At 44.9% G+C, this 21,328-nt stretch carries 16 protein-coding genes; 7 read left to right on the top strand and 9 right to left on the bottom strand.

The window, feature by feature from the left end; all coding sequences use genetic code 11:
* The first annotated feature begins 404 nt into the window (after positions 1 to 404).
* The 3 genes from CIK89_RS08305 (at position 405) to CIK89_RS08295 (ending at position 4,297) form a co-directional block, all read left to right on the top strand.
* On the top strand, positions 405 to 1,037 hold the full coding sequence (locus CIK89_RS08305) for a LexA family transcriptional regulator (protein WP_094390920.1): 633 nt from the start codon (positions 405 to 407) through the stop codon (positions 1,035 to 1,037).
* Between the two features lie 4 nt (positions 1,038 to 1,041).
* Positions 1,042 to 2,310, top strand: coding sequence for a Y-family DNA polymerase (locus CIK89_RS08300; protein ID WP_094390919.1), 1,269 nt, complete (start codon positions 1,042 to 1,044; stop codon positions 2,308 to 2,310).
* 658 nt (positions 2,311 to 2,968) lie between these two features.
* Positions 2,969 to 4,297 (top strand): fimbrillin family protein, encoded by a 1,329-nt coding sequence (locus CIK89_RS08295; protein WP_094390918.1) that lies wholly within the window; start codon positions 2,969 to 2,971, stop codon positions 4,295 to 4,297.
* Between the two features lie 640 nt (positions 4,298 to 4,937).
* Here CIK89_RS08295 and CIK89_RS08290 read toward each other — a convergent pair.
* The 8 genes from CIK89_RS08290 to mazG all read right to left on the bottom strand — a co-directional run bounded on the left by CIK89_RS08290 (position 4,938) and on the right by mazG (position 10,791).
* Entirely contained in the window at positions 4,938 to 5,390 is a 453-nt protein-coding gene (locus tag CIK89_RS08290; protein ID WP_144007381.1) for a hypothetical protein, read from the bottom strand.
* Between the two features lie 22 nt (positions 5,391 to 5,412).
* On the bottom strand, positions 5,413 to 5,775 hold the full coding sequence (locus CIK89_RS08285) for a hypothetical protein (RefSeq protein ID WP_094390916.1): 363 nt from the start codon (positions 5,773 to 5,775) through the stop codon (positions 5,413 to 5,415).
* 40 nt (positions 5,776 to 5,815) lie between these two features.
* Positions 5,816 to 6,373 carry an RNA polymerase sigma factor gene (locus CIK89_RS08280; protein WP_094390915.1) on the bottom strand — a complete coding sequence of 186 codons (558 nt, stop codon included), beginning with the start codon at positions 6,371 to 6,373 and terminating at the stop codon, positions 5,816 to 5,818.
* Entirely contained in the window at positions 6,370 to 7,806 is a 1,437-nt protein-coding gene (locus CIK89_RS08275; RefSeq protein ID WP_094390914.1) for a L,D-transpeptidase family protein, read from the bottom strand. The genes CIK89_RS08280 and CIK89_RS08275 overlap by 4 nt, the downstream gene beginning before the upstream one ends.
* Before the next feature lie 95 nt (positions 7,807 to 7,901).
* Positions 7,902 to 8,210, bottom strand: coding sequence for a T9SS type A sorting domain-containing protein (locus CIK89_RS08270; RefSeq protein ID WP_094390913.1), 309 nt, complete (start codon positions 8,208 to 8,210; stop codon positions 7,902 to 7,904).
* 85 nt (positions 8,211 to 8,295) lie between these two features.
* The gene (locus CIK89_RS08265) at positions 8,296 to 9,213 is read right to left on the bottom strand and encodes a ribonuclease Z (RefSeq protein ID WP_094390912.1); all 918 of its coding nucleotides are present in this window, start codon (positions 9,211 to 9,213) and stop codon (positions 8,296 to 8,298) included.
* Between the two features lie 33 nt (positions 9,214 to 9,246).
* A complete protein-coding gene (locus CIK89_RS08260) occupies positions 9,247 to 9,921 on the bottom strand; it encodes a lipocalin family protein (protein WP_094390911.1) in 675 nt (224 codons plus the stop codon).
* Positions 9,922 to 9,942: 21 nt separating this feature from the next.
* Positions 9,943 to 10,791 carry a nucleoside triphosphate pyrophosphohydrolase gene (mazG, locus tag CIK89_RS08255; protein ID WP_094390910.1) on the bottom strand — a complete coding sequence of 283 codons (849 nt, stop codon included), beginning with the start codon at positions 10,789 to 10,791 and terminating at the stop codon, positions 9,943 to 9,945.
* 124 nt (positions 10,792 to 10,915) lie between these two features.
* Between mazG and CIK89_RS08250 the strand changes: the two genes are divergently transcribed.
* Together CIK89_RS08250 and CIK89_RS08245 are read left to right on the top strand one after the other, a co-directional pair.
* On the top strand, positions 10,916 to 13,624 hold the full coding sequence (locus tag CIK89_RS08250; RefSeq protein ID WP_094390909.1) for a valine--tRNA ligase: 2,709 nt from the start codon (positions 10,916 to 10,918) through the stop codon (positions 13,622 to 13,624).
* 220 nt (positions 13,625 to 13,844) lie between these two features.
* Positions 13,845 to 14,642, top strand: a complete 798-nt coding sequence (locus tag CIK89_RS08245; RefSeq protein WP_094390908.1) for an RNA methyltransferase — start codon at positions 13,845 to 13,847, stop codon at positions 14,640 to 14,642.
* On the opposite strand, the gene uvrA is transcribed toward CIK89_RS08245, so the two are convergent.
* Positions 14,639 to 17,455: an excinuclease ABC subunit UvrA gene (gene uvrA, locus CIK89_RS08240; protein ID WP_094390907.1), complete on the bottom strand. Its 2,817-nt coding sequence runs from the start codon at positions 17,453 to 17,455 to the stop codon at positions 14,639 to 14,641. The two genes, CIK89_RS08245 and uvrA, sit on opposite strands and share 4 nt — an antisense overlap.
* A 142-nt stretch (positions 17,456 to 17,597) precedes the next feature.
* Between uvrA and pelA the strand changes: the two genes are divergently transcribed.
* Complete coding sequence (gene pelA / locus CIK89_RS08235; protein WP_094390906.1) at positions 17,598 to 19,442, top strand: pectate lyase; 1,845 nt, start codon at positions 17,598 to 17,600, stop codon at positions 19,440 to 19,442.
* 337 nt (positions 19,443 to 19,779) lie between these two features.
* Positions 19,780 to 20,694 (top strand): FimB/Mfa2 family fimbrial subunit, encoded by a 915-nt coding sequence (locus CIK89_RS08230; RefSeq protein ID WP_094390905.1) that lies wholly within the window; start codon positions 19,780 to 19,782, stop codon positions 20,692 to 20,694.
* Positions 20,695 to 21,328: the final 634 nt, after the last annotated feature.

Genomic DNA, 21,328 nt, shown 5'->3' with positions numbered 1-21,328 from the left:
AGCAACAACGGGCTGAAGGCCCAATGGCTTCCTTAGCCCAGGGTAACACCCTGCGGACTTGATGTAACATATACACCTACGTCCTGTAAGGACAAAAGTATTTACCTAGATAGGCTGATATCAAAAATCTTTAACAAAAATATTTGACCAAAATACGCTCGAGTACCTCGCTTTATGGAGGGATTTTTTGGGGATCGCATCGGAGATACTCGAAATCTAAACAAAAATCTTAACAAAAATCTTTAACCTATAACCTATAAACAATAAACACTCCGTGTCCTCCGTGTGCTCCGTGGATTTTTTGGGGTTAGCGTTAAGGTTATACAGTATAGTGTTAAACTTTGAAAAGTGTATGACGGAAATCAAAATTATTTCTTAACTTTGCAGTATCAATTCCAAGACTCATGACAGAACAACAGCAAGACAAGCAATGGGGAGGGCGCCGGAAAGGTGCAGGGCGGCCACCAACAGACAGTAAATCATTTACTTTCCGTGTACCAGGCGATGTAGCACATATCATTGATTCACAGGAGAATAAAACAGAGTTTATCAAGCGTTGCATCATCAGAAGCATACAGGGAGACGAGGCATCCGCTAATACCTTGTCGTGGGGTAACGTATATCCCGCTACTCGTCTCAAAGAGATGCACGTGCCTTTCTTCGATGTACGTATTGTGGCAGGGTTTCCCCTACCCCTTGACAACGACGAGCGCAGTCAGGACATTGACCTGCTGAAGATGTTGTGTGCCAATCCAGAGGCCTGTTATCTGATTCGTGTCAAAGGGCGTTCGATGATTGATGCCGGTATTATGGATGGCGATATTGTCATTGTGGATAAGAGCAACCGTAACCCGTCTCCTTCGGAAGTTGCAGTATGTGAACTGAATGGGGAATACACCCTCAAGCGTTTTGAACGCCGTGGTGATACCGGTTGGCTGATTCCTGCCAATCCCGACTATCCAGAGATAGAGATCACCCCCAATGATTCATTCAGTATTTGGGGTACCGTCACCTATATCATCCACAAGCCCCATTGAGACCATGTATGCCCTGGTAGATTGCAACAGTTTTTTTTGTTCGGTAGAGCGTGTATTCCATGCTGGTTTGCGCCACAAGCCCCTGGTGGTCTTGTCGAGCAACGATGGCTGTATTGTGGCGCTCACCCCTGAAGCCAAAGCCATTGGTCTTCATCGTGGTGACCCGATATTCCAGGTGGAAGACATTGTGAAGGCCCATCATGTAGAAGTGTTTTCAGGTAATATGTATCTCTATGCCGCCATGAGCAAGCGTATCACCAGTATCTTACGCCATTCCATCCATCAGGTGGAGAACTACAGTATCGACGAGAGTTTCTGTAATCTAACAGGCTACGGAGGTCATTTCGACCTTGTCGGTATGATGCGCGACATAGGACATAAGATTCAACTATGGACAGATATTCCTGTCAGTATTGGCATTGCCCCTACTAAAACATTGGCCAAGATGGGTAGTAAGTTTGCCAAGCAATATCGTGGTTACAAAGGGGTATGTCTCATTGAGAGTACCGCACAGCGTCGTAAGGCCCTGTCGATGTTCGACCTTTCTGATGTTTGGGGCATAGGGCGTCATACCCTTGAGTGCCTCAACTATCACGGCATCAGTACACCATTGGAGTTTGCAGACAAGAGTGAGGCATGGGTGAAGTCACATTTACACAAGCCAGGAGTACAGACATGGCTTGAACTCAATGGTATTCCTGTTATCGATACGTCAGAGGTTGTGCGCAGAAAGACCATCTGCACCAGTCGTAGCTTTGGTGATATGGTCAGCGACCTTGCTTCCTTAAAGGCAGCAGTAGCCTCTTTTTCCGCCAGTTGCGCCAATAAGCTGCGTGCAGACGGATCTGCAGGCAAGACGGTGAGTGTATTTCTTTATAGCAACAGGTTTCGTGAAGATCTTCCGCAATACAACAATACTGCATCGGTGTCTTTGTTACTCCCCACATCGGACACCATGGAACTGACTCAAGCAGCTCTACGCGTGCTTTCAGCCATCTATCATCCCAATATCCTTTACAAGAAGGCTGGTGTTATCATCAGTGATATTGTGTCAGCGACTCCTATGCAGACCGACCTTTTTGATACGATTCATAATCGGCAAGAGCGCAACAGTCTGATGAATACGACAGACCGCCTTAACCACCGTTATGGATTGAAAACCATTCGATTGGCAGTGGAAGGTACGGAACGGCAAGCCTGGATGGTGAAATCTGATCACCGTAGTCCTAACTATCTCACTGACATCACTCAACTCCTTACTATCCGCATCTGAAATGTCACACGGATTGTTTTTATCCACGGAGGACACGGAATTTTTATCCACGGAGCACACGGAGGACACGGATCATCGGATTGTTTTCGTTAAGCCATGAGCAGAATAAAGCTCGCTTTAATTATGCCGTGGCGAGAAAACAAAGGCATAGCCAATTTAAACGGAATTTAAACGGATGTTTTTTATAGCCTGAAGGCTAGAAATCTTTGGAGGAAATCTTTGTTAAAATATGGCCGGAGGCCAGAAATAATCTACCACTCTGCCTCCATAAATATAATCTTCAACTAAAATCCTAAACAAAATGCGCTCGAGTTCCTCGCTTTATGGAGGGATTTTTTGGGGATCGCATCGGAGATGCTCGAAATCTTAAATAAAATCTTTAGAATAATCTTTAACTAGAATCTCTAAACTTTAACCTATAACCTCTAACCACTAACCACTAACCTATAACCACTAACCTCTAACCTTTAACCCATAACCTTTAAACTCTAAACACTAACCTATAACCACTAAACACTCCGTGTTCTCCGTGTGATCCGTGGATTTTTTTGATTTTCCTTTAATTTTCTTTCTTTGTTTCTGTGATTTTTTGTACTTTTGTCTGATTAATAAAAAAAAGCGATGAAGAACCAATAACAACAAAACATAAAACTAAACAATGAAAAAGAACATCAAATTGGTCGTGAGTATTGTCATGACTGTGGTGTCAATGACCCTCTTGACATCCTGTGAAAAAGAATTCTCTGAGGTAACCCCGGTTAACCCAGAAAGTAGTTTGACTGTTACCACTCGCTCGGAGAGTGGGGCTGAAGAAGTGGCGTATCCTGTGGCTGTTTATCTGTTTGATGCCAACAAGGCGTGTATTGACTTTCGGCGTATCGAATCTGCTGACGCGAGTGTTGTCTATGACTTGGTAGAAGGTGTGTATGATGTGTATGCCTTCGGAGGTGTGGCAGAGGGAAAATATACGTTGCCCAGTGTGAATGAGGCTACACTTGCGTCTGTGATTACCTTGCAAGACGGACAAGAGCATGGGGACTTGATGATGGCTAAAAGTTCGGTGACTACGACGAAAGGGGAAGCTAACACTATCAACCTGTTGATGAATCGCTGTGTGTCGAAGATTGAATCTATCGTCATCAAACAGGTTCCTGACGATGTCACTGCTGTGAGTGTGACGCTGTCGAAGACGTGTAAGAGTATGGCTTTTGACGGTACAATGAAAGATGTGAATATTGAAGTGATCACACTGGAAAAATCTGGTACGGAATCGGGTACATGGGAGTTGAAAACTCCAAGACACGTGTTGTTTGATGTTGCTGCATCTGCCTCTGTGAAGATTAGTATGACAACGAATGGAAATGCTAAAGGTTATACCTATCAGTTGACCGATAAATGGAAAAGCAACTATCTATATCATATTAATGCTACCTATACTGAGAAACAAAATTTTCATGTGACGGGTACTATCACGGGGGCTACATGGCAGGGTACTGAGGATATCGTCTTTAACTTCGATGAGACCAATACTCAGGATGGAGGTTCTGGTCCTACTATCAATGAAACAGCTCCTGAGGTTGGTACTCTTTATAAAGGGTGTTATGTATTGAGTCGCACCGAAGAAAGTAATGCTATCAAGGTGTTGTTGTTGCATCCGAATCAGTATTCTGATGTATGTAATGGTACGATGAGTCAAGAAGAAGCTCGTAATTCCATCAATTCTAAATTGTCGGAAATCGCATCAGAAAATGAAATAACTGGTTGGCACTTGCCTAATGAAGCAGAAATGGATGCTGTTTATTCGATAGGATTTGCTGCGATAAATCTAAAAATTCCGAAACCTAAATTGTTGACAGATGATTATTTTTATGATGACAACGGAACGATTAGAGGGTATCTACTCAGCTCTAAAGTTAAGAGAGATTTAAGTCTAACTACTAATAAAGCAATTCTCCGTCCTGTTGCTGTTGTACGGTTTACAAAATAATAATTTGAGAATAATGATGATGCGTCCGGGTGATATACTTGGGCGCATCTTTTATGTTGTCACAGAAATCAATCATCGGATCATCGGGATTTATCCACGGAGCACACGGAGGACACGGATTTTTTTTAGTTGCCTAAAGGCAAGAAATCTTTGGGGGAAATCTTTGTTTAGATGTTGCTTACGCAAGAAATAATTCTATCACTCTGCCTCCATAAACAAAATCTTTAACTAAAATCCTAAACAAAATGCGCTCGAATACCTCGCTTTTGGGAAGGGATTTATTGGGGATCGCCTTACGGCTCGACATCTAAACTAGAATCTTAAAGAAAATCTTTAACTAACATCCGTGTACTCCGTGTGTTCCGTGGATTATTAGAGTGTGTTCCGTGGATTTTTTTCCGGAGCACCAACGTTTCTGTGATTTGCCTTTGGCTTATTCTGTCACGACTCGGCAAAGTGAAACCGAACGTTTTCGTTAAGCCAAATGAGCAGAATTAAGTTCACTTAAACTCTGCCATGGCGAGAAAAGGTGCCATAAAACCGAGCTTTTCCTCTGCTCTCACTGTTCCAGAATATCTGTGTGACGTTAAAAGGAAGCGGACATGGTGGGAATAAAAAAAATCCGTGTGACGGTGAAGCGTTATTTCTTTGGTGGACGATTTTTCCATTGTTTCATGGCATGACGGAAGAAGCGGTCTTCAGCCTCAACGGCAGCAAGGACTTTGCTGGCAGGAACCACCCGCATCATCTTGTTATGGAATTTCTGTTCGATGGTTTTGAGTTCAATATTCAGTTTGTCGCGCTCTATCAAAGCCTTACGGCAAGCCTCGTTGTCGTTAGGGTGTTCGCGTAGCGTCTTGTGCGTATTTCTTATTCTTACATACACCGTTCGTTGGCGGCTGTGCATCTGTTTCATCAAAGGGATGAGTCTATCAGCCTCTTGCGGTGTGAGGTGCGCTTTCTTTATCACGTATGCCGTGAGTTCTGCATCGAATTGTTTTGGAGAGAACTTTTGGTTGTTTTGAGCCCAGGCTACTGACGTCATCATAGCCATGACGATCATTAACAGTATGGTGTGAAACTTAGTCTTCATTGTTGCAGGATTTTGTGGGTCATCAATTATCTTCAAGATAGGCATAGATGTCAGTATTGTCAATCATGGCATAGTCGGCAGCCTCATCAACAAATCTATCGCCAGGCATTTCTGCAGCTTGCACCTTATAGACTTGTTGTGGAGAATCCTGTTGGAAAAGGAGAGCGGTAGCTACTACCATGACAGCGAGACAAGCCGCAGCAGCCGATATCCATAATCTTACCGTCCGATGTTTATGAACAGCAACAGTAGGTGTAGCACCATGTTGTTCAGCATCGGGTAGATTTGTCATGATTCTCATTGCCAAATCGTCGAAATATCCTTCTGGCACTTTGAAAGGTTGTTTTCCTTTCATTTGCTGGTGTATATATTTCTCTTCGTTCATTGTTTCTTTTTTTTGTTTGACGTATAATGGCGCAAAAGGTTTAATCCTTCTGATTGAAAAACTCAGTGATCTTCTTCACTGCAATATGATAAGACGCTTTCAGCGCCCCTTCTGTTGTATCGAGGAGCTGGCTCATCTCGCTATATTTCATATTGTCATAATAGCGCAGGTTGAAAACGGTGCGTTGCACATCAGGGAGCGAGGCTATAGCCTGTTGGAGTTGCGCAGCTGTTTCGTCCCCATCGAAATAAGGGTCAGCCATGAGTCTGTCAGCCAGTTCTGCTTGTTTGTCAGCATCGATATTCACCGCTTTATTGCGTTGGCTTCTGATGAAGTTAAGACTCTCGTTGATGGCAATACGGTAAAGCCATGTAGAAAGGAGTGACTGTTGTTGGAAAGAGTCGATATTTGTCCATGCTTTAAGCATCACGTTCTGCATCACATCGTCAGCATCATCATGTGTGAGGACCATACGTCTCACCTTCCAATAGAGCGTTTCGCTATATTGGCGTACCACAATCTCAAAAGCCTTACGTCTTGTTTCAGGTCGTTTGAGAAGTTCTACGAGTTGTTTTTCGTTGAATTTCTCCTGACTCATGATATCGTTTTTATTTCATTCCAGATCGCATCATCATAAGCATAGACGTCAGGATAGTATTGAAGCTGTCCCTCTGCATCGGGGTAGATTGTATAATACACAATATATATAGGTACGGGGTGTGGCAGTCGCATGGCAGACACCAGGCGATAGGTTTTCTCCTCCAGCAACGGGTGTTTCCGGATGTAGTCACGTCCACGTTGTGTCTCGGGTCGGATTCCCATAGAGATACGTATGCGTTCCAGCGTCCATTCATCAGCATCTTCGAGCAGGTATTGCGCGAACTCAAATGGTTTCTGTATCCTCACACATCCGTGTGACACCATTCTGACGGCATTGGCAAAGAAGCCCGGTGATGACGTGTCGTGCAGATAGACCGAATAGTTATTTTTAAATCGGAATACGATACGTCCCATGGCATTGCCAGGTCCACCCTCCTGTGCAACGCGACATATACCATTGGTCAGCATCTGTCGGGTCACGAATCGGGCATCTATATGTTTTCCTGTAGCCCGTTCGATGATGTGGTATCTATGTTTTGCAAAATAGCTACTATCTCCTGCGTGTCGTGCCACATCCTTATTGATGATGCTTTGCGGGATGCCCCATTCGGGGTTGACTTGGAAATAGGTGATTTCGCTAGAAAGCAGAGGTGTACGTGTTTCGCTTGTTCCACAGCCTATGCGCATGGAGAGGCATTGGTTCTCTTGGTAAGCATAAAGTTCGAATGCCGGTATGTTTACCACCACACGACGTCCGCTCAGAGAAACTTCGTGTGCTTTGCGCCATCTGCAACGCTCCATATTGACCAAGATACGGCGCCGGTCAGGTCCTTTCGCATCGTGGAGTCTCCTTTTGAGTTCTTTATAGAGTGGATCAGTCGGTTCGTTTCTATCCATCTCCTCACCCACCCTATTGGCAAGGACCTCATTGAATGCCTGTTGATAGAACTCAGCGGAAGGGTATTCAACAGGTAAGTCGTAGAGTAATGTCATCTTCCCTCTCATTGTCCCTGTGGTATCCGCCTTAGCCGTTTGAAAGACATAAGCCTTGTGTGGGTTGACGAAGCCATACCGCTGTCCTGTGACAAGTCGGAGATAAGCCTTAGAAAGTCTATATTCCAGACTCGCACATATTTTTCCAGCAGGATGTGATTGATCGAAATCCAAGTTACGTACACGTTGTGCATCCGCTTCTATTTCATCGATTTGAAAAGCCTGTGGAGAAAAGCCATATTCATCTATTTGGTGCAATCGGGCAATGAGAGAATCCGCTTGCGGTCGCAGTCCATAGCGGTCAGTCCATAGTAACGCCCCATTGTTTTCATAGTATTGTGCCATGAATTTATATCGGCTTGACGCATATTGCCGGCATGATTCCACAATATATTTCCTGATGCTTTGCGCATCCATGACATATTGTTCGGACTTCATTTCTCCGATGACATTCTTTATTGTCTCAACATCTTGTTTCTCATGGTGACCGTTACATGCTGCAAACAGGATGACAAGAGAAAGAATTGCGAAAATCAGAGAATGACTTTTCTTGTCACTTTGCCAACCTTGATAATGTAACACCCTTTTGGAAGATTAAGTTCGATTTTCTGCGCAGGACTATCTATTCTAACTGTCATCACATGGCGTCCGATCAATGAAATGACCTCCAATATCTTGCCTTGTGCGCCCATCACATGAACAGCATTTTTCGCTACAGAAATATGGATTTCTTCGTTGCCAGCCTCACGCGCAACAGACACCATGTCGCTATTCGCAGCCTGAACAGGCAGCGTCAACATTGCAGTTGCAAAAAGTGCTATCAACAATAGCAATCTCCTCATGTGATACGGTTATTTATTTATAATTTGTTGCAAAAATAAGAATATTCTTTGAAATATCAAAATTTTCACTCTTGTTTTCACCGATTTATTCCACATCAATAGTCAATCCCTCGTTGGCAAGCATGGAATCAGGGAAAATCTGTTTGGCCTCGTCAAGCAGTATTTTTTCGTCTTCACACCTTGACGAATAATGTCCCAACACCAATTTTCCAGCCTCAGCATCACGTGCCACCATGGCAGCCTGTTGAGCTGTGGAGTGCATGTATTTCTCTGCCAGAGCCACATATTCCTCTGTGTAGGTGCTCTCATGGTAGAGCACGCTCACCCCTTTGATTCTCGATGCAAGGTTCGGAATATAGCGTGTGTCGCTGCAATACGCATAGCTACGAGGAGGATCGGCAGGTTCAACGAGCAGGCTATTGCTCACCCGTTCACCATCTTCACTCACCCAGTCAGCTCCCGCCTTGATATTATTGATTTGAGACACGGGAATATGGTAGGCATCCAGCACGTCGCGTCGGATATGCGGCAAGGTCGGTTTTTCGCGGAAGAGGTAGCCACAGCACGGCATTCTATGTTCGAGGGGAACAGTCTCCACGGTCAGTGAACGATCTTCATAGACCACTTGTTGCTGTCGGGTATCAACATCATGAAACACAACCTCATAGTCGAAATCATGGCAGAAGATCTTCATCTGTTGCCGCATCACATCTCCCAGTGGTGCAGGTCCATAGACATCGAGTCTTGCCGTACGTCCCAGGAGTCCGAATGTGCTCAGCATGCCAATAAGTCCGAAGCAATGGTCACCATGGAGATGGCTGATAAACACAGCAGAAATTTTGGTAAACCGGATACGTGAGCGTCTCAGTTGCATCTGAGTACCCTCTCCACAATCTACCATAAACAGTTTTCCCCTCATCTCCACCACTTGCGATGAGGCAAAGTGGCGGAGTGTAGGCAGTGCGCTTCCGCACCCAAGTATATGCACACGAAATGGTTCCATGTGAGAACAGTCGGTTAGTATTTCGAACAGCAATTATATTTTAAAGTCTTCACTCGAAGCCTCTTCAAGTTTGATATCCGAGTGTTCTTTCTTAGTTTGTTGACGACCATATTCAAAGGTATCCTCAGCATCCTTGATGATGAGAGAGTCGGCAGTCAGTTTGATGATATTATACAAGGCAATATCTTCGATGCCTCCACCGCTTTCGCGTTCGCTCACCACTTCAAGTTGTCCGTTCAACAAACGCCAGGTTTTGTAGATGATGGAACTCTGTTCAATACCTTCCACCACACCACCTTCTTTGATGCTGAAGCCCACTTCATCACTTCCGTCAAGCGGATTGGGCATCACCCAATTTCCGAGCAATGAGGTTTGGTTGATGACACAGACCGCTGTATTTTTGTCAGTTCCCGGCACTACGGCAATTCTGTCGCCCGCCTGGAGTCCTCCAAACACTTTATTATTATCCACAGCCGCTGCAATATCAAAGGTCACGGTATCTCCGAGGTCAGTAATGATTTGCAAGGTATGCATGGCAGTTCCGTCTCCACAGACACCATATACTGTCTTGTCTTGAAGTACGTTACTTGTTGAGTCGCCACTGTCAAAAGGTACACGTTTTTCTTTTCCTCCGCAACTGCAGATAGTCACAATTGCCATGGCTACCACGGCAAATGGAATCAAATTTCTTTTGGTTAACATCATCATTTTATTAAATTTTTGGGTTGATTATTCCTGTGCTTTTGCTTCGTTCCAAAGTTGGTCCATTTCCTCCAGCGTCATCTCAGTGAGCGGTTTACCCACTTTGAGGCTGTGTTGCTCAATATAATTGAAGCGTCGGATGAATTTCTGGTTGGTCAGTTCCAAGGCATTATCCGGATTGAGATGATAAAGTCGGGCAGCATTGATGACAGAGAAGATGAAGTCTCCCAATTCCTCTTCCGACCGCTGTTTATCCTCTTTCTTGAGTTCTGTTTCCAGTTCGGTAAGTTCTTCACGCACCTTTGCCCACACATCCTGCCGGTCTTCCCAGTCGAATCCCACATGGCGTGCTTTGTCCTGGATGCGATAAGCCTTGATGATGGAAGGCAGCGAGGCTGGTACACCAGACAGTACGGTTTTGTTGCCGTCCTTTTCTTTCTGTTTGATTTGCTCCCAGTTGTCCAACACCTTTTCTACACTGTCAGCCTTCTGATATTCGCTGGCTTCACCATTCTCGCCATAAGGCAATGGCAGGGGATGAGAGGCTCCCACCTGCGAAGGGTGATAGACATGAGGATGACGGAATATCAGTTTATCAACCAAATGGTTACAGACATCGGCTATATCAAATTGTTGCTTTTCTTCTCCCATTCTGGCATAGAAACCCACATGGAGCAACACATCTCCGAGCTCCTTGCAGATCTCTTTCACATCATCCTTGATGAGTGCATCACACAACTCATAAGTTTCCTCTATCGTATTGGGACGCAGGCTTTCATTGGTCTGTTTTTTGTCCCACGGGCATTTTTCCCGAAGTGTGTCGAGAACATCGAGCATACGCCCGAAAGCTTCCATTTTTTCTTCTCTTGTATGCATTGTCATTATAATTACAATAGTGCAAAGGTACTAAGAACCAAGCGAAAAACCAAAATTTTATTTGGCATTTTCCTTGCTTATTAGTACCTTTGCACATTATTAAAGAAGATTTATTATATTTAATATGGAATTAGCAAGTAAATACGACCCAAAAGAGGTTGAATCGAAATGGTACCAATACTGGTTGGACAACAAGCTGTTTGCCTCAAAACCAGACGGACGTGAACCCTACACTGTTGTCATCCCGCCCCCCAATGTCACTGGCGTGTTGCACATGGGCCACATGTTGAACAATACCATTCAGGATATTCTTGTACGACGTGCTCGTATGGAAGGCAAAAATGCATGTTGGGTTCCTGGAACCGACCATGCTTCTATCGCTACCGAAGCCAAGGTGGTGAAGAAACTTGCAGAACAGGGAATCAAGAAGCACGATTTGAGTCGAGACGAGTTTCTCAAACACGCATGGGAATGGACCGACGAGCATGGAGGCATCATCCTCAAGCAGTTGCGCCGACTGGGAGCTTCATGTGATTGGGACCGCACTTCATTCACCATGGACGAGAAACGTTCGGAGAGCGTCATCAAGGTTTTTGTGGATCTCTTCAACAAGGGACTCATCTATCGTGGTTTACGCATGGTGAACTGGGATCCAAAAGCCCTGACAGCACTTTCTACCGAGGAGGTTATCTACCGTGAAGAGAAAAGCCATCTCTTCCATCTTAAATACTATGTTGACGGACTCACCTCACTGGACAATGAAGAAGCCCTGCTGGCAGAAGGCAACATCATTCATAAGGATGCCAAAGGCTATTATGCTGTTGTGGCCACCACACGTCCAGAAACCATCATGGGTGACACCGCTATGTGTATCAACCCGAAAGACCCGAAGAACCAATGGCTCAAGGGCCGTAAGGTCATCGTCCCCCTTGTAGGTCGTGTGATTCCTGTCATCGAAGACCGATATGTGGATATTGAGTTTGGTACAGGATGCTTGAAGGTTACTCCTGCCCACGACACCAACGACTATATGCTTGGCAAGACCCACAATCTTGAGACTATCGATATCTTCAATGCCGACGGAACGATTTCCGAGCAGTCTCCACTCTATGTAGGTATGGACCGCTTCGACTGCCGCAAGAAGATAGCAGAAGACCTCAAAAAGGCAGGACTGATGGAGCGTATTGAGGACTACACCAACAAGGTGGGCTACTCTGAGCGCAACCCAGACACCGCTATCGAGCCACGTCTCTCTCTCCAGTGGTTCCTCCGCATGCAGCATTTTGCAGATATTGCGTTGCCTCCCGTTATGGACGACGACATCAAGTTCTATCCTGAGAAATATAAGAACACCTACAAGAACTGGCTTGAGAATATCCAAGACTGGTGTATCTCCCGTCAGCTCTGGTGGGGTCATCGCATTCCTGCGTATTATTATAATGAGCAAGGTGATTTCGTTGTGGCAGAAACCCGCGAGAAAGCCCTGCAGTTGGCCAAGGAGAAAGATGCTACTATAACCGATGCTGACCTACGTCAGGATGAAGATGCCCTCGACACATGGTTCTCCTCATGGTTGTGGCCCATCTCACTCTTTGACGGCATCAACAATCCCGGCAATGAAGAAATCAACTACTATTATCCCACGAGCGACCTTGTTACTGGTCCGGACATTATCTTCTTCTGGGTTGCCCGCATGATCATGGCTGGCTATGAATACGTAGGGAAGATGCCGTTCAAGCACGTTTATTTCACAGGTATCGTGCGTGATAAGCTGGGGCGTAAGATGTCGAAATCTCTCGGCAACAGTCCCGACCCCATCGAACTCATCGAAAAATACGGTGCTGACGGTGTACGCATGGGAATGATGCTTTCTGCTCCTGCAGGCAATGATATACTCTTCGATGACTCTCTCTGCGAACAGGGTCGTAATTTCAATAATAAGATCTGGAATGCCTTCCGTTTGGTAAAAGGATGGCAGGTGGCAGACATTGAACAACCCGAGGCCAGCAAGACTGCAACAGCATGGTTTGAAGCTAAGCTCAAAGAGGTCAACGAGGAACTGCAGGATCTGTTCTCCAAATACCGCATCTCTGAAGCCCTGATGGCTGTCTATAAACTCTTCTGGGACGAGTTCTCAAGCTGGTACTTGGAAATGGTGAAGCCTGCCTACATCAATGGCGAGGCACAGCCCATCGACAAAAAGACCTACGAGGCTACACTCCATTTCTTCGATATTCTCTTGAAGATGCTTCACCCCTTCATGCCGTTCATCACAGAAGAACTTTGGCAGGCTCTCTACGAGCGCAAGAACGGCGAAAGCATCATGCGTGAGAGTCTGCACCTTGATGCCCCCACGGATCAGGAGAAGGCTCTTGCCGCCGACATTGAGTTGGTGAAGCAGATTGTGTCGGGTGTACGCATGGTACGCAACCAGAAGAATATCGCTCCGAAAGAGGCACTCGTTCTGCAGGTAGTGGGCATCAACCATTACGAAGCTTACACCGATGTGATTGTGAAGATGGCCAATATCAGCGAGATCGATACTGTGGCAGAGAAAGACACTACCGCTGCTGCCTTCATGGTAGGAACTGATGAGTTTGCCATTCCTCTTGGCAACATGATTGACATTGCTGCCGAGATAGAAAAGCAAGAGGCTCAGTTGAAGCACCTTGAAGGATTCCTGGCAGGCGTCATGAAGAAACTCTCTAACGAGCGCTTTGTAGCCAATGCTCCTGAGGCTGTCGTTGCCCTGGAGCGCAAGAAGCAGAGCGATTCAGAGGAGAAGATTGCAGCACTGAAAGAATCATTGGAAGCACTTCGTGCCCAACAGTAATCTGTATTCATATATTTAAGAAACGGCGCGGTGGGGAATGTCCACCGCGCCGTTTCTCGTTTTCTAAATCAGGCTGTTCGCCATGTTTCCCATCAAACTTAACCACCAATCAATTGGATTTGCGGTTAAGGTCTTAGTAAGATTTCATGCTTCGTTTTCTTGATTATTTCCCACGAAAGTAGTAATTTTGCAGTCTGATACAAAAAGACATTACTAACTCATGATTATACCCATCACATCACTCTCACATCCAGGTATCGAACTTTTCAGTAAGTTGACCGAAGCACAGCTGCGACAGGTTAAAGAGACAGAAGAAGGCATTTTCATTGCAGAAAGTCCGAAAGTCATCAGAGTAGCATTACAGGCAGGTTGTCAACCGATAGCATTGCTTTGTGAAGAGCGGCATATTACAGGTGACGCCAGTGACATCATCGCTGCAATAGGTGATGTGCCAGTCTATACGGGACCACGCCATCTTCTCACAGAACTGACCGGCTATGCGTTGACAAGAGGTGTATTGTGTGCCATGAAGCGATGGAGCATGCCTCAGGTGGAAGACATTTGCCACGATGCACGACGGGTGGCTGTTATTGATAACGTGGTAGATACCACTAATATCGGAGCCATATTCCGGTCGGCAGCTGCATTGGGCATTGACGGTGTGCTGTTGACCAGAAACTCATGTGACCCGCTCAACCGCAGAGCGGTACGCGTATCAATGGGATCGGTGTTTCTCGTACCTTGGACATGGATAGACGGCCCTATCAGTTCACTTCATGATTATGGATTCAAAACAGCAGCCATGGCGCTGACCGACGACTCCGTAGCTTTAGACCATGAGACACTGAAGGAAGAGCCTCGGCTAGCCATCGTTTTGGGAACAGAGGGAGACGGCCTCCCCCACGATGTAGTGAGTGATGCCGATTACGTAGTGCGTATTCCCATGTCCCATCAAGTCGATTCACTCAATGTGGCAGCAGCATCGGCTGTAGCATTTTGGGAATTGGGCAAGCGTTAGAGTTTCTCTTTGAGGTAACGTCCTGTCACACTCGTTTCACATGTTGCCACCTCTTCAGGTGTGCCTGCACATACAAGGTTACCACCACGGTCACCACCGTCGGGACCAAGGTCTATGATATAGTCGGCACACTTGATGACGTCAAGGTTGTGTTCGATGATGACTACGCTGTGGCCTCGACTGATCAGTGCATCGAAAGAACGGAGCAGTCGTTTAATGTCATGAAAGTGAAGACCAGTGGTAGGTTCGTCGAATATGAACACCGTAGGCGACTGTTTCTCCTGCCCTATGAAGTATGCCAATTTCACACGTTGGTTTTCTCCTCCCGATAGCGTAGATGAATTTTGTCCGAGTTTGATGTAACCCAGTCCCACATCCTCCAACGGTTTGAGTCGGCTGACGATAGTTTTCTGGTTGTATTCCCCAAAGAATTGAATGGCCTCTGAAATGGTCATTCCCAATACCTCATCAATATTCTTGCCTTCAAAGCGCACGTCTAAGATATCGCGCTTAAAGCGGTGACCGTGACATGCTTCACACTCCAATACGAGATCTGCCATAAACTGCATCTCCACATTGATGACACCCGCACCTTTACACTCTTCACATCGTCCGCCTTCTGCGTTGAATGAGAAATACTGCGCAGTGAAGCCCATTTGCTGCGCTAATGGCTGGGCAGCAAAGAGTTCGCGAATGGCATCATAGGCTTTGACGTAAGTGGCTGGATTGGAACGAGTGGATCGCCCTATTGGATTCTGATCTACAAATTCTACGCGTTTCACTGCATCAATATCTCCGGTAAGACCGCTAAATTCGCCAGGCGCATCACATACATCCCCCAGCAATCGCTTGAGGGCGGGATAAAAGATTCCCTTGATAAGGCTCGATTTTCCACTTCCACTGACTCCCGTCACCACCGTCATTACATTGAGTGGGATGGACACATCCACTCCCCGAAGATTATTCATTCGCGCACCATTGATATTGATTTTGCGATTCCATGGCCTGCGGGTAGAAGGCACGACAATGGTATCTTTACCAGACAGATAGCGGAGCGTGTGACTGTGGGGATTCTCTTCCAACTCCTTTTCGCTGATGTGCTTAACCTCCCCTTCAAACACAATTTCACCTCCGAGTCGGCCTGCATCAGGACCTATATCGATGATATAATCGGCAGCACGCATCATCTCTTCATCATGTTCCACCACGACTACGGTATTGCCAAGGGCCTGTAACTGGCGGAGCACACGGATGAGACGGTCGGTATCACGACTATGAAGACCTATACTGGGTTCGTCAAGGATATAGAGTGATCCTACGAGCGATGAGCCGAGCGAGGTGGTGAGATTGATACGTTGGCTCTCACCGCCCGACAGCGTGTTTGACATGCGGTTGAGGGTGAGATATCCGAGACCTACGTCCAGCATAAACTGCAAACGGGAGTTGATTTCCGTCAGAAGGCGTTTACCTATCTGTGCATCTTGCGGTTCAAGGTCGAGTTGGTCAAACCATGTTTTCAGTCGCACAATGGGCATTTCCACAAGGTCGCTAATGCTTCTGCCTGCTATTTTCACGTAGTTGGCTTCGGGCTTCAGTCGTGATCCGTGACACTTCGGACAAGTGGTTTTTCCACGGTATCGACTCAACATCACACGGTATTGTATCTTATACTGATTTTCTGTAACCATGCGGAAGAAATCATCTATCGACACCCGTTCTCCCTTAGCACGTTTGCGGTCTGACGGCAAGCCGTGCCAGAGTTGGTTTTTCTGCTTTTGTGTCAGATTATAATAGGGTTCAAAGATAGGAAAATCGTCAAGGGCTGCTCTGCGACAGAATTCCTCTTTCCATGCTTTCATCTTTTCACCATGCCAGCATACCACACAACCGTCATAAACCGACAGTGACGTGTCAGGAATCACCAAGTGTTCGTCGATACCGATGATATTGCCAAAACCCTGACATTCAGGACAGGCTCCGGCTGGAGAGTTGAACGAGAACATATTGTCGTTAGGTTCTTCAAAGGTGATTCCATCCGCTTCAAAACGCATAGAGAAATCATAGGAAATCATCGAAGGCATGAACACCAACCGACATTCTCCATTACCTTCGTAGAAGGCTGTCTCTGTAGAGTCTGTCAATCGCGACACAGCATCTTTGGCGGCATCTACCGCCATACGGTCTATCACAAGGTAGAGACCTTCAGCGGTCGTTGCTGTTTCTGCTTCTGGATGCGCTTGCAGATAATCGTCTATGCGCGAGAGTTCGCCCTTGGCAAACAAGCGCGAATAGCCATTATAAACGTAGGTTTTAAGTTGCTGACCCAATGTACGCGATTCAGGGAGTACTACGGGAGCCATAATCAAGAAACGAGTTCCTGCCGCATATTGCTGGGTACAAGCGATGATATCCTCCGTGGAATGTTTCTTCACCTCTTGACCACTAACCGGCGAGTAGGTTCTACCTATTCGGGCAAACAGCAGTCGGAGGTATTCGTAAATCTCTGTGGTAGTACCTACAGTAGAACGAGGATTGCGTGAAATCACACGCTGTTCGATGGCAATGGCAGGCGGAATACCTTTGATAAAGTCACATTCGGGCTTGTTCATACGTCCTAGAAACTGACGAGCATAACTCGACAGGCTCTCCACGTAGCGACGCTGACCTTCAGCATACAAGGTATCAAATGCCAATGACGATTTACCACTGCCACTGACTCCAGTCACCACAATCAGTTTGTTGCGGGGTATCTTCACATTGATATTCTTAAGATTGTTGACCCGCGCACCTTTTATCTCAATATAGTCGTTCATGTTTATATTCAAATGAACCACAAAGTTAGGGAAAAGAGACTGAATAACAAAGAAAATCATACTTTTTCTTTTATTTAAGAATATTATTTGTAACTTTGCAACCAAACTAGGAAACAACAAACTTACTAAAACATAATTTTCTATGAAGCACTATTTACTCACAGTCATTGCGTTGCTAGGACTATGTACAGGTGTCAACGCCACCGATATAACCACGTTGTCATGGGCTGATGTCTGCAACGGAAAAATGGGAGCCGAATGGTATGGTACCGATGAGGCTAAAGCCATCGCCGATATTGTGCTCGATGTACAGAAGACGACGGGAGGATGGATGAAAAATGATCAACTACACAAACTCACTCCCGATCAGTTAGCAAACCTGAAGGCTAGTCGCGATGAGCATTCCTGTCTCGATAATGCGGCAACAACACAGGAGATGCGATTCTTGGCAAAAGTATGGCAAGCCACAAAGATAGAAAAATACCGTACAGCCTTCACTAAAGGTCTTGATATGATCTTCACTTCGGAGAAATCATGCGGCGGATGGTCACAATACTGGCCGCTGTCGGGCAACGGCAGTTACCAAGACTACATCACCTTCAACGATGACCTCGTCTCCAATGTGATGAAACTCTTGCGTGACATCAATAACAACAAGGGCGATTTCACCAATATTGCAGACGAAACCATACGCACTAAGTGTATGACATCTTTCAATAAAGCCATCGACGTGATTCTGAAATGCCAAATCGATGACAATGGTGTCAAGGCTGCATGGTGTGCACAGCACGACCCTGTCGATTTTCTGCCAGCAGAAGGACGCCCTCACGAACTGCCTTCTGTCAGCGGATATGAATCTGCCAACCTTATCTCCTTCTTGATGACTGTCGAGAAACCTTCTACCGAACTCCAGGAGGCTATTACAGCGGCTGTGACTTGGCTCGACAACCATAAGATAGAGGGTAAGGCCATTGAAGATTTCACAAATGCAAAAGGCGAGCAAGACCGTCGTATCATCGACAAAAGCGGTAGCGCTATTTGGGGACGATTCATACAGATTGGCGGTGAGAGTGGTAAGAAAATCTACGACAAATTTTTCAAAAAACTGGAAGAGCGTGGCAAGAAGCGTACCTATAACTACAACGGCGTAGATTATACCTACACCGAAAACGAAATTGCTACGTCGAGCTACAAAGCTGAAAATGCCTACAAACCCATCTTCTCTATCTACAAAAACGAGTACCCTCACCTCTTCTATCGTTTCCTCTATAATTATGCTGATACCGACCCGGTCATCGATAGCAAGGGTGTACCTGTGGCTACCTCGCTGATGGCTACTAACAGAGCCAGTTACCAGTATCTCGGCAGTTGGTGTCAGAAACTCATCAGCGAAGAGTATCCCGCCTGGAAAAAGCGTATCGATGCCACACAAGGCGGCGAAGGTGAAGCCTTTGAGCTCTCTGCAGTCACCTACTCAGAAGAATCCACTGGAGATGGTCTAAACACCTACCATTTTAACAATGGATTTACCGTGTCAAATGCGAAAGGCAAAGTCTATGGTGCTGGAAAAAACAATACGATCAAGTATTCTGCCAATGCCTACGATATCAATATTCCAGAAGGGAAAAAAGTGGTGAAAGTCACCTTTACAGGATACGATAACTACGATGCTGATGCTTACATCAAGAACGTCAATGGAGTTAACTATTCCAGCACAGATTATGTATTCCCTGCAAAGGTTGACGATACATACACTACTGTTTCTCACTCTTTTAGTTTTACTGAGGCACCTGTAGAGAAAAAACTGTCATTCTCTATTGGCAACAAGCAATGTTGCTTGATTATCTATGTCTATTGTTCATCGGCAACAGGCATCGAACAGATTACTATCACACCCAATAAGACTTCGCGCAAATACGTCAAGAATGGTAAAATCATCATTGAGAAGGGCAATAAAAAATATGCCATCAACGGACGTCAGATTTAAGCCTCTATAACATTCTATACAACTTATAAGGAACAAGGTTATCTTCATTGTGAAGAATTACCTTGTTTCTTTTTATTAAAACTACTTCTTCAATAGAAAAGCATATTATTAATAAGACACCTTAATACTAAATCAATCATCAGGGGCAATATAAAACTGACAGTTTTACCGTTTTTTCGCAAATAATTTCTTATAAAAACCCTTTTGACACTGCTATAAAAAGGACAGAATTAGCCATTTTTCGTTATATCAATACTGCTTTTATACTTTTTTAAGAGTTTTTTCGTGCTTCGTATGAAAATAAACTTTAACTTTGCAGCAATAATTTGTAAGGTCTATGCAAAAATTCTTTTTTTTATTGCTACCTTTGTTTGTAGCACATCTGTTCTCTTGTTCATCAGAGGACAACAACACAGTAGTGACAGAACCTGTCTCAGTAAAAGTCAGTTTTTCTGGATTTGATTTTTCAGTACTTCCTGACCAAAATTTCGCAACGTCACGTGCAAGTGCTGCAGAAGCACAAGTGACATGTATCGCATTTAAGGTTTTCGACGAAAACAACAAAGAGCTTTATACTGAAAACAAAACAAAAGGAGAAAACGAAAACTTCGATCAGATTAATTGCGAGCTTCCAGCTGGAAAATACACTTTCGTAGCTGTGGCACACAAGGCTAAAACTCCAAGTAACGGAGCTGCAAACATCGTATCTCCAGATAAAGCGGTCATCAATGATATCATACTCTACAAGAGTACCTATGCAACAACGATGTCTGTTGATATTACCAGAGGTGAACCTAAAGAGGTTACTATGAACTTTGGCAAACGCATCACAGCATCATTCATGCTTCGTATAACAGACCCCTACCCTGAAGAAGTAGATGAAGTGGAAATCATCATCGACCCAGATCAGAATGTAGGTACTCCAAACCAATACACTTTCAATCCATCTACTGGATTTAGTTTTGCAAAACAATCATACACAACTAATTTCTACAAGAAAAATACGCCAAACAATTCATTCATAGACGGTCCAATGATTTCATGTTTTCTGACAGCAACAGAACAAGTTGTCAATGTAAAGGTCAATATGAAGGATAGTTCTGGCAAACTGATTCGCACGCGTACATTTAATGCGGTAACGCTGAAACAAAATTGTACGACCAAAGCAACAGGGTACTTCTTTACCAATTCTGTCAGTAATGGATACACATTCGACACGACTGACGATGAGGAGCTATCATACGCATTCTAACAAATATTGTTTATAGGTCTAATCATTTCAGAACGTCCATTACTACATCTATAGTAAAAGCAATTATTAAGATAAAGACCATCACTATATTTATTATAGTGGTGGTCTTTCTTTAAAGCCTTACTATCTCTCATGCGACAGAACATATAACCGCACTCAGATACCACTCCGGATTGACACGGAGTGTTTAATCTACTCCATAATTTGCAGTAAAGCGTTACAGATAACAGTATAACGGTTTTTGAAAACCGCACACGGATGGTAAGGAATGTCACGAAGTTATTGCATTGACAGCTTCCTATGCGATTTTGATTTCTGAGCTTTTAGTTGAGATGTAAGGTCAAGGTTACGGTTGTAGATGCTACGGATTTTAGTTTTGTCCTTACAAGACGTGGTTGGGGTATGCTGCATAATGTCCTCAGGGCGTTGTCCTGGGCTGTGGAAGCCATTGGGCTTTAAGCCCGCCTTTGCTTGTGTATCGAAATCGTGAAAATAATCTTCAACTATTTTCCGCTTTCTATGTTAAAATCCAAATATTTTGACCATTATTTTTAATTTATGCTGATATTTTATATTCTGGTGAGAAAATTTGGCGATTTCGGACCATAGCAGTGACCAAACGTATGAGTTTGTT

Source organism: Prevotella sp. P4-119, from assembly GCF_002251345.1.
Lineage (GTDB): Bacteria > Bacteroidota > Bacteroidia > Bacteroidales > Bacteroidaceae > Prevotella.
This window is presented reverse-complemented; position numbering and strand designations above follow the sequence as displayed.

Bases quoted from the DNA above. Each gene is read 5' to 3' on its own strand.
- CIK89_RS08280 (WP_094390915.1), bottom strand. From the start codon at position 6,373: ATGAGTCAGGAGAAATTCAACGAAAAACAACTCGTAGAACTTCTCAAA.
- CIK89_RS08260 (WP_094390911.1), bottom strand. From the start codon at position 9,921: ATGATGATGTTAACCAAAAGAAATTTGATTCCATTTGCCGTGGTAGCC.
- CIK89_RS08250 (WP_094390909.1), top strand. From the start codon at position 10,916: ATGGAATTAGCAAGTAAATACGACCCAAAAGAGGTTGAATCGAAATGG.
- pelA (WP_094390906.1), top strand. From the start codon at position 17,598: ATGAAGCACTATTTACTCACAGTCATTGCGTTGCTAGGACTATGTACA.
- CIK89_RS08265 (WP_094390912.1), bottom strand. From the start codon at position 9,213: ATGGAACCATTTCGTGTGCATATACTTGGGTGCGGAAGCGCACTGCCT.
- CIK89_RS08245 (WP_094390908.1), top strand. From the start codon at position 13,845: ATGATTATACCCATCACATCACTCTCACATCCAGGTATCGAACTTTTC.
- mazG (WP_094390910.1), bottom strand. From the start codon at position 10,791: ATGCATACAAGAGAAGAAAAAATGGAAGCTTTCGGGCGTATGCTCGAT.
- CIK89_RS08300 (WP_094390919.1), top strand. From the start codon at position 1,042: ATGTATGCCCTGGTAGATTGCAACAGTTTTTTTTGTTCGGTAGAGCGT.
- CIK89_RS08275 (WP_094390914.1), bottom strand. From the start codon at position 7,806: ATGAAGTCCGAACAATATGTCATGGATGCGCAAAGCATCAGGAAATAT.
- CIK89_RS08290 (WP_144007381.1), bottom strand. From the start codon at position 5,390: ATGAAGACTAAGTTTCACACCATACTGTTAATGATCGTCATGGCTATG.
- CIK89_RS08305 (WP_094390920.1), top strand. From the start codon at position 405: ATGACAGAACAACAGCAAGACAAGCAATGGGGAGGGCGCCGGAAAGGT.
- CIK89_RS08230 (WP_094390905.1), top strand. From the start codon at position 19,780: ATGCAAAAATTCTTTTTTTTATTGCTACCTTTGTTTGTAGCACATCTG.
- CIK89_RS08295 (WP_094390918.1), top strand. From the start codon at position 2,969: ATGAAAAAGAACATCAAATTGGTCGTGAGTATTGTCATGACTGTGGTG.
- uvrA (WP_094390907.1), bottom strand. From the start codon at position 17,455: ATGAACGACTATATTGAGATAAAAGGTGCGCGGGTCAACAATCTTAAG.
- CIK89_RS08270 (WP_094390913.1), bottom strand. From the start codon at position 8,210: ATGAGGAGATTGCTATTGTTGATAGCACTTTTTGCAACTGCAATGTTG.
- CIK89_RS08285 (WP_094390916.1), bottom strand. From the start codon at position 5,775: ATGAACGAAGAGAAATATATACACCAGCAAATGAAAGGAAAACAACCT.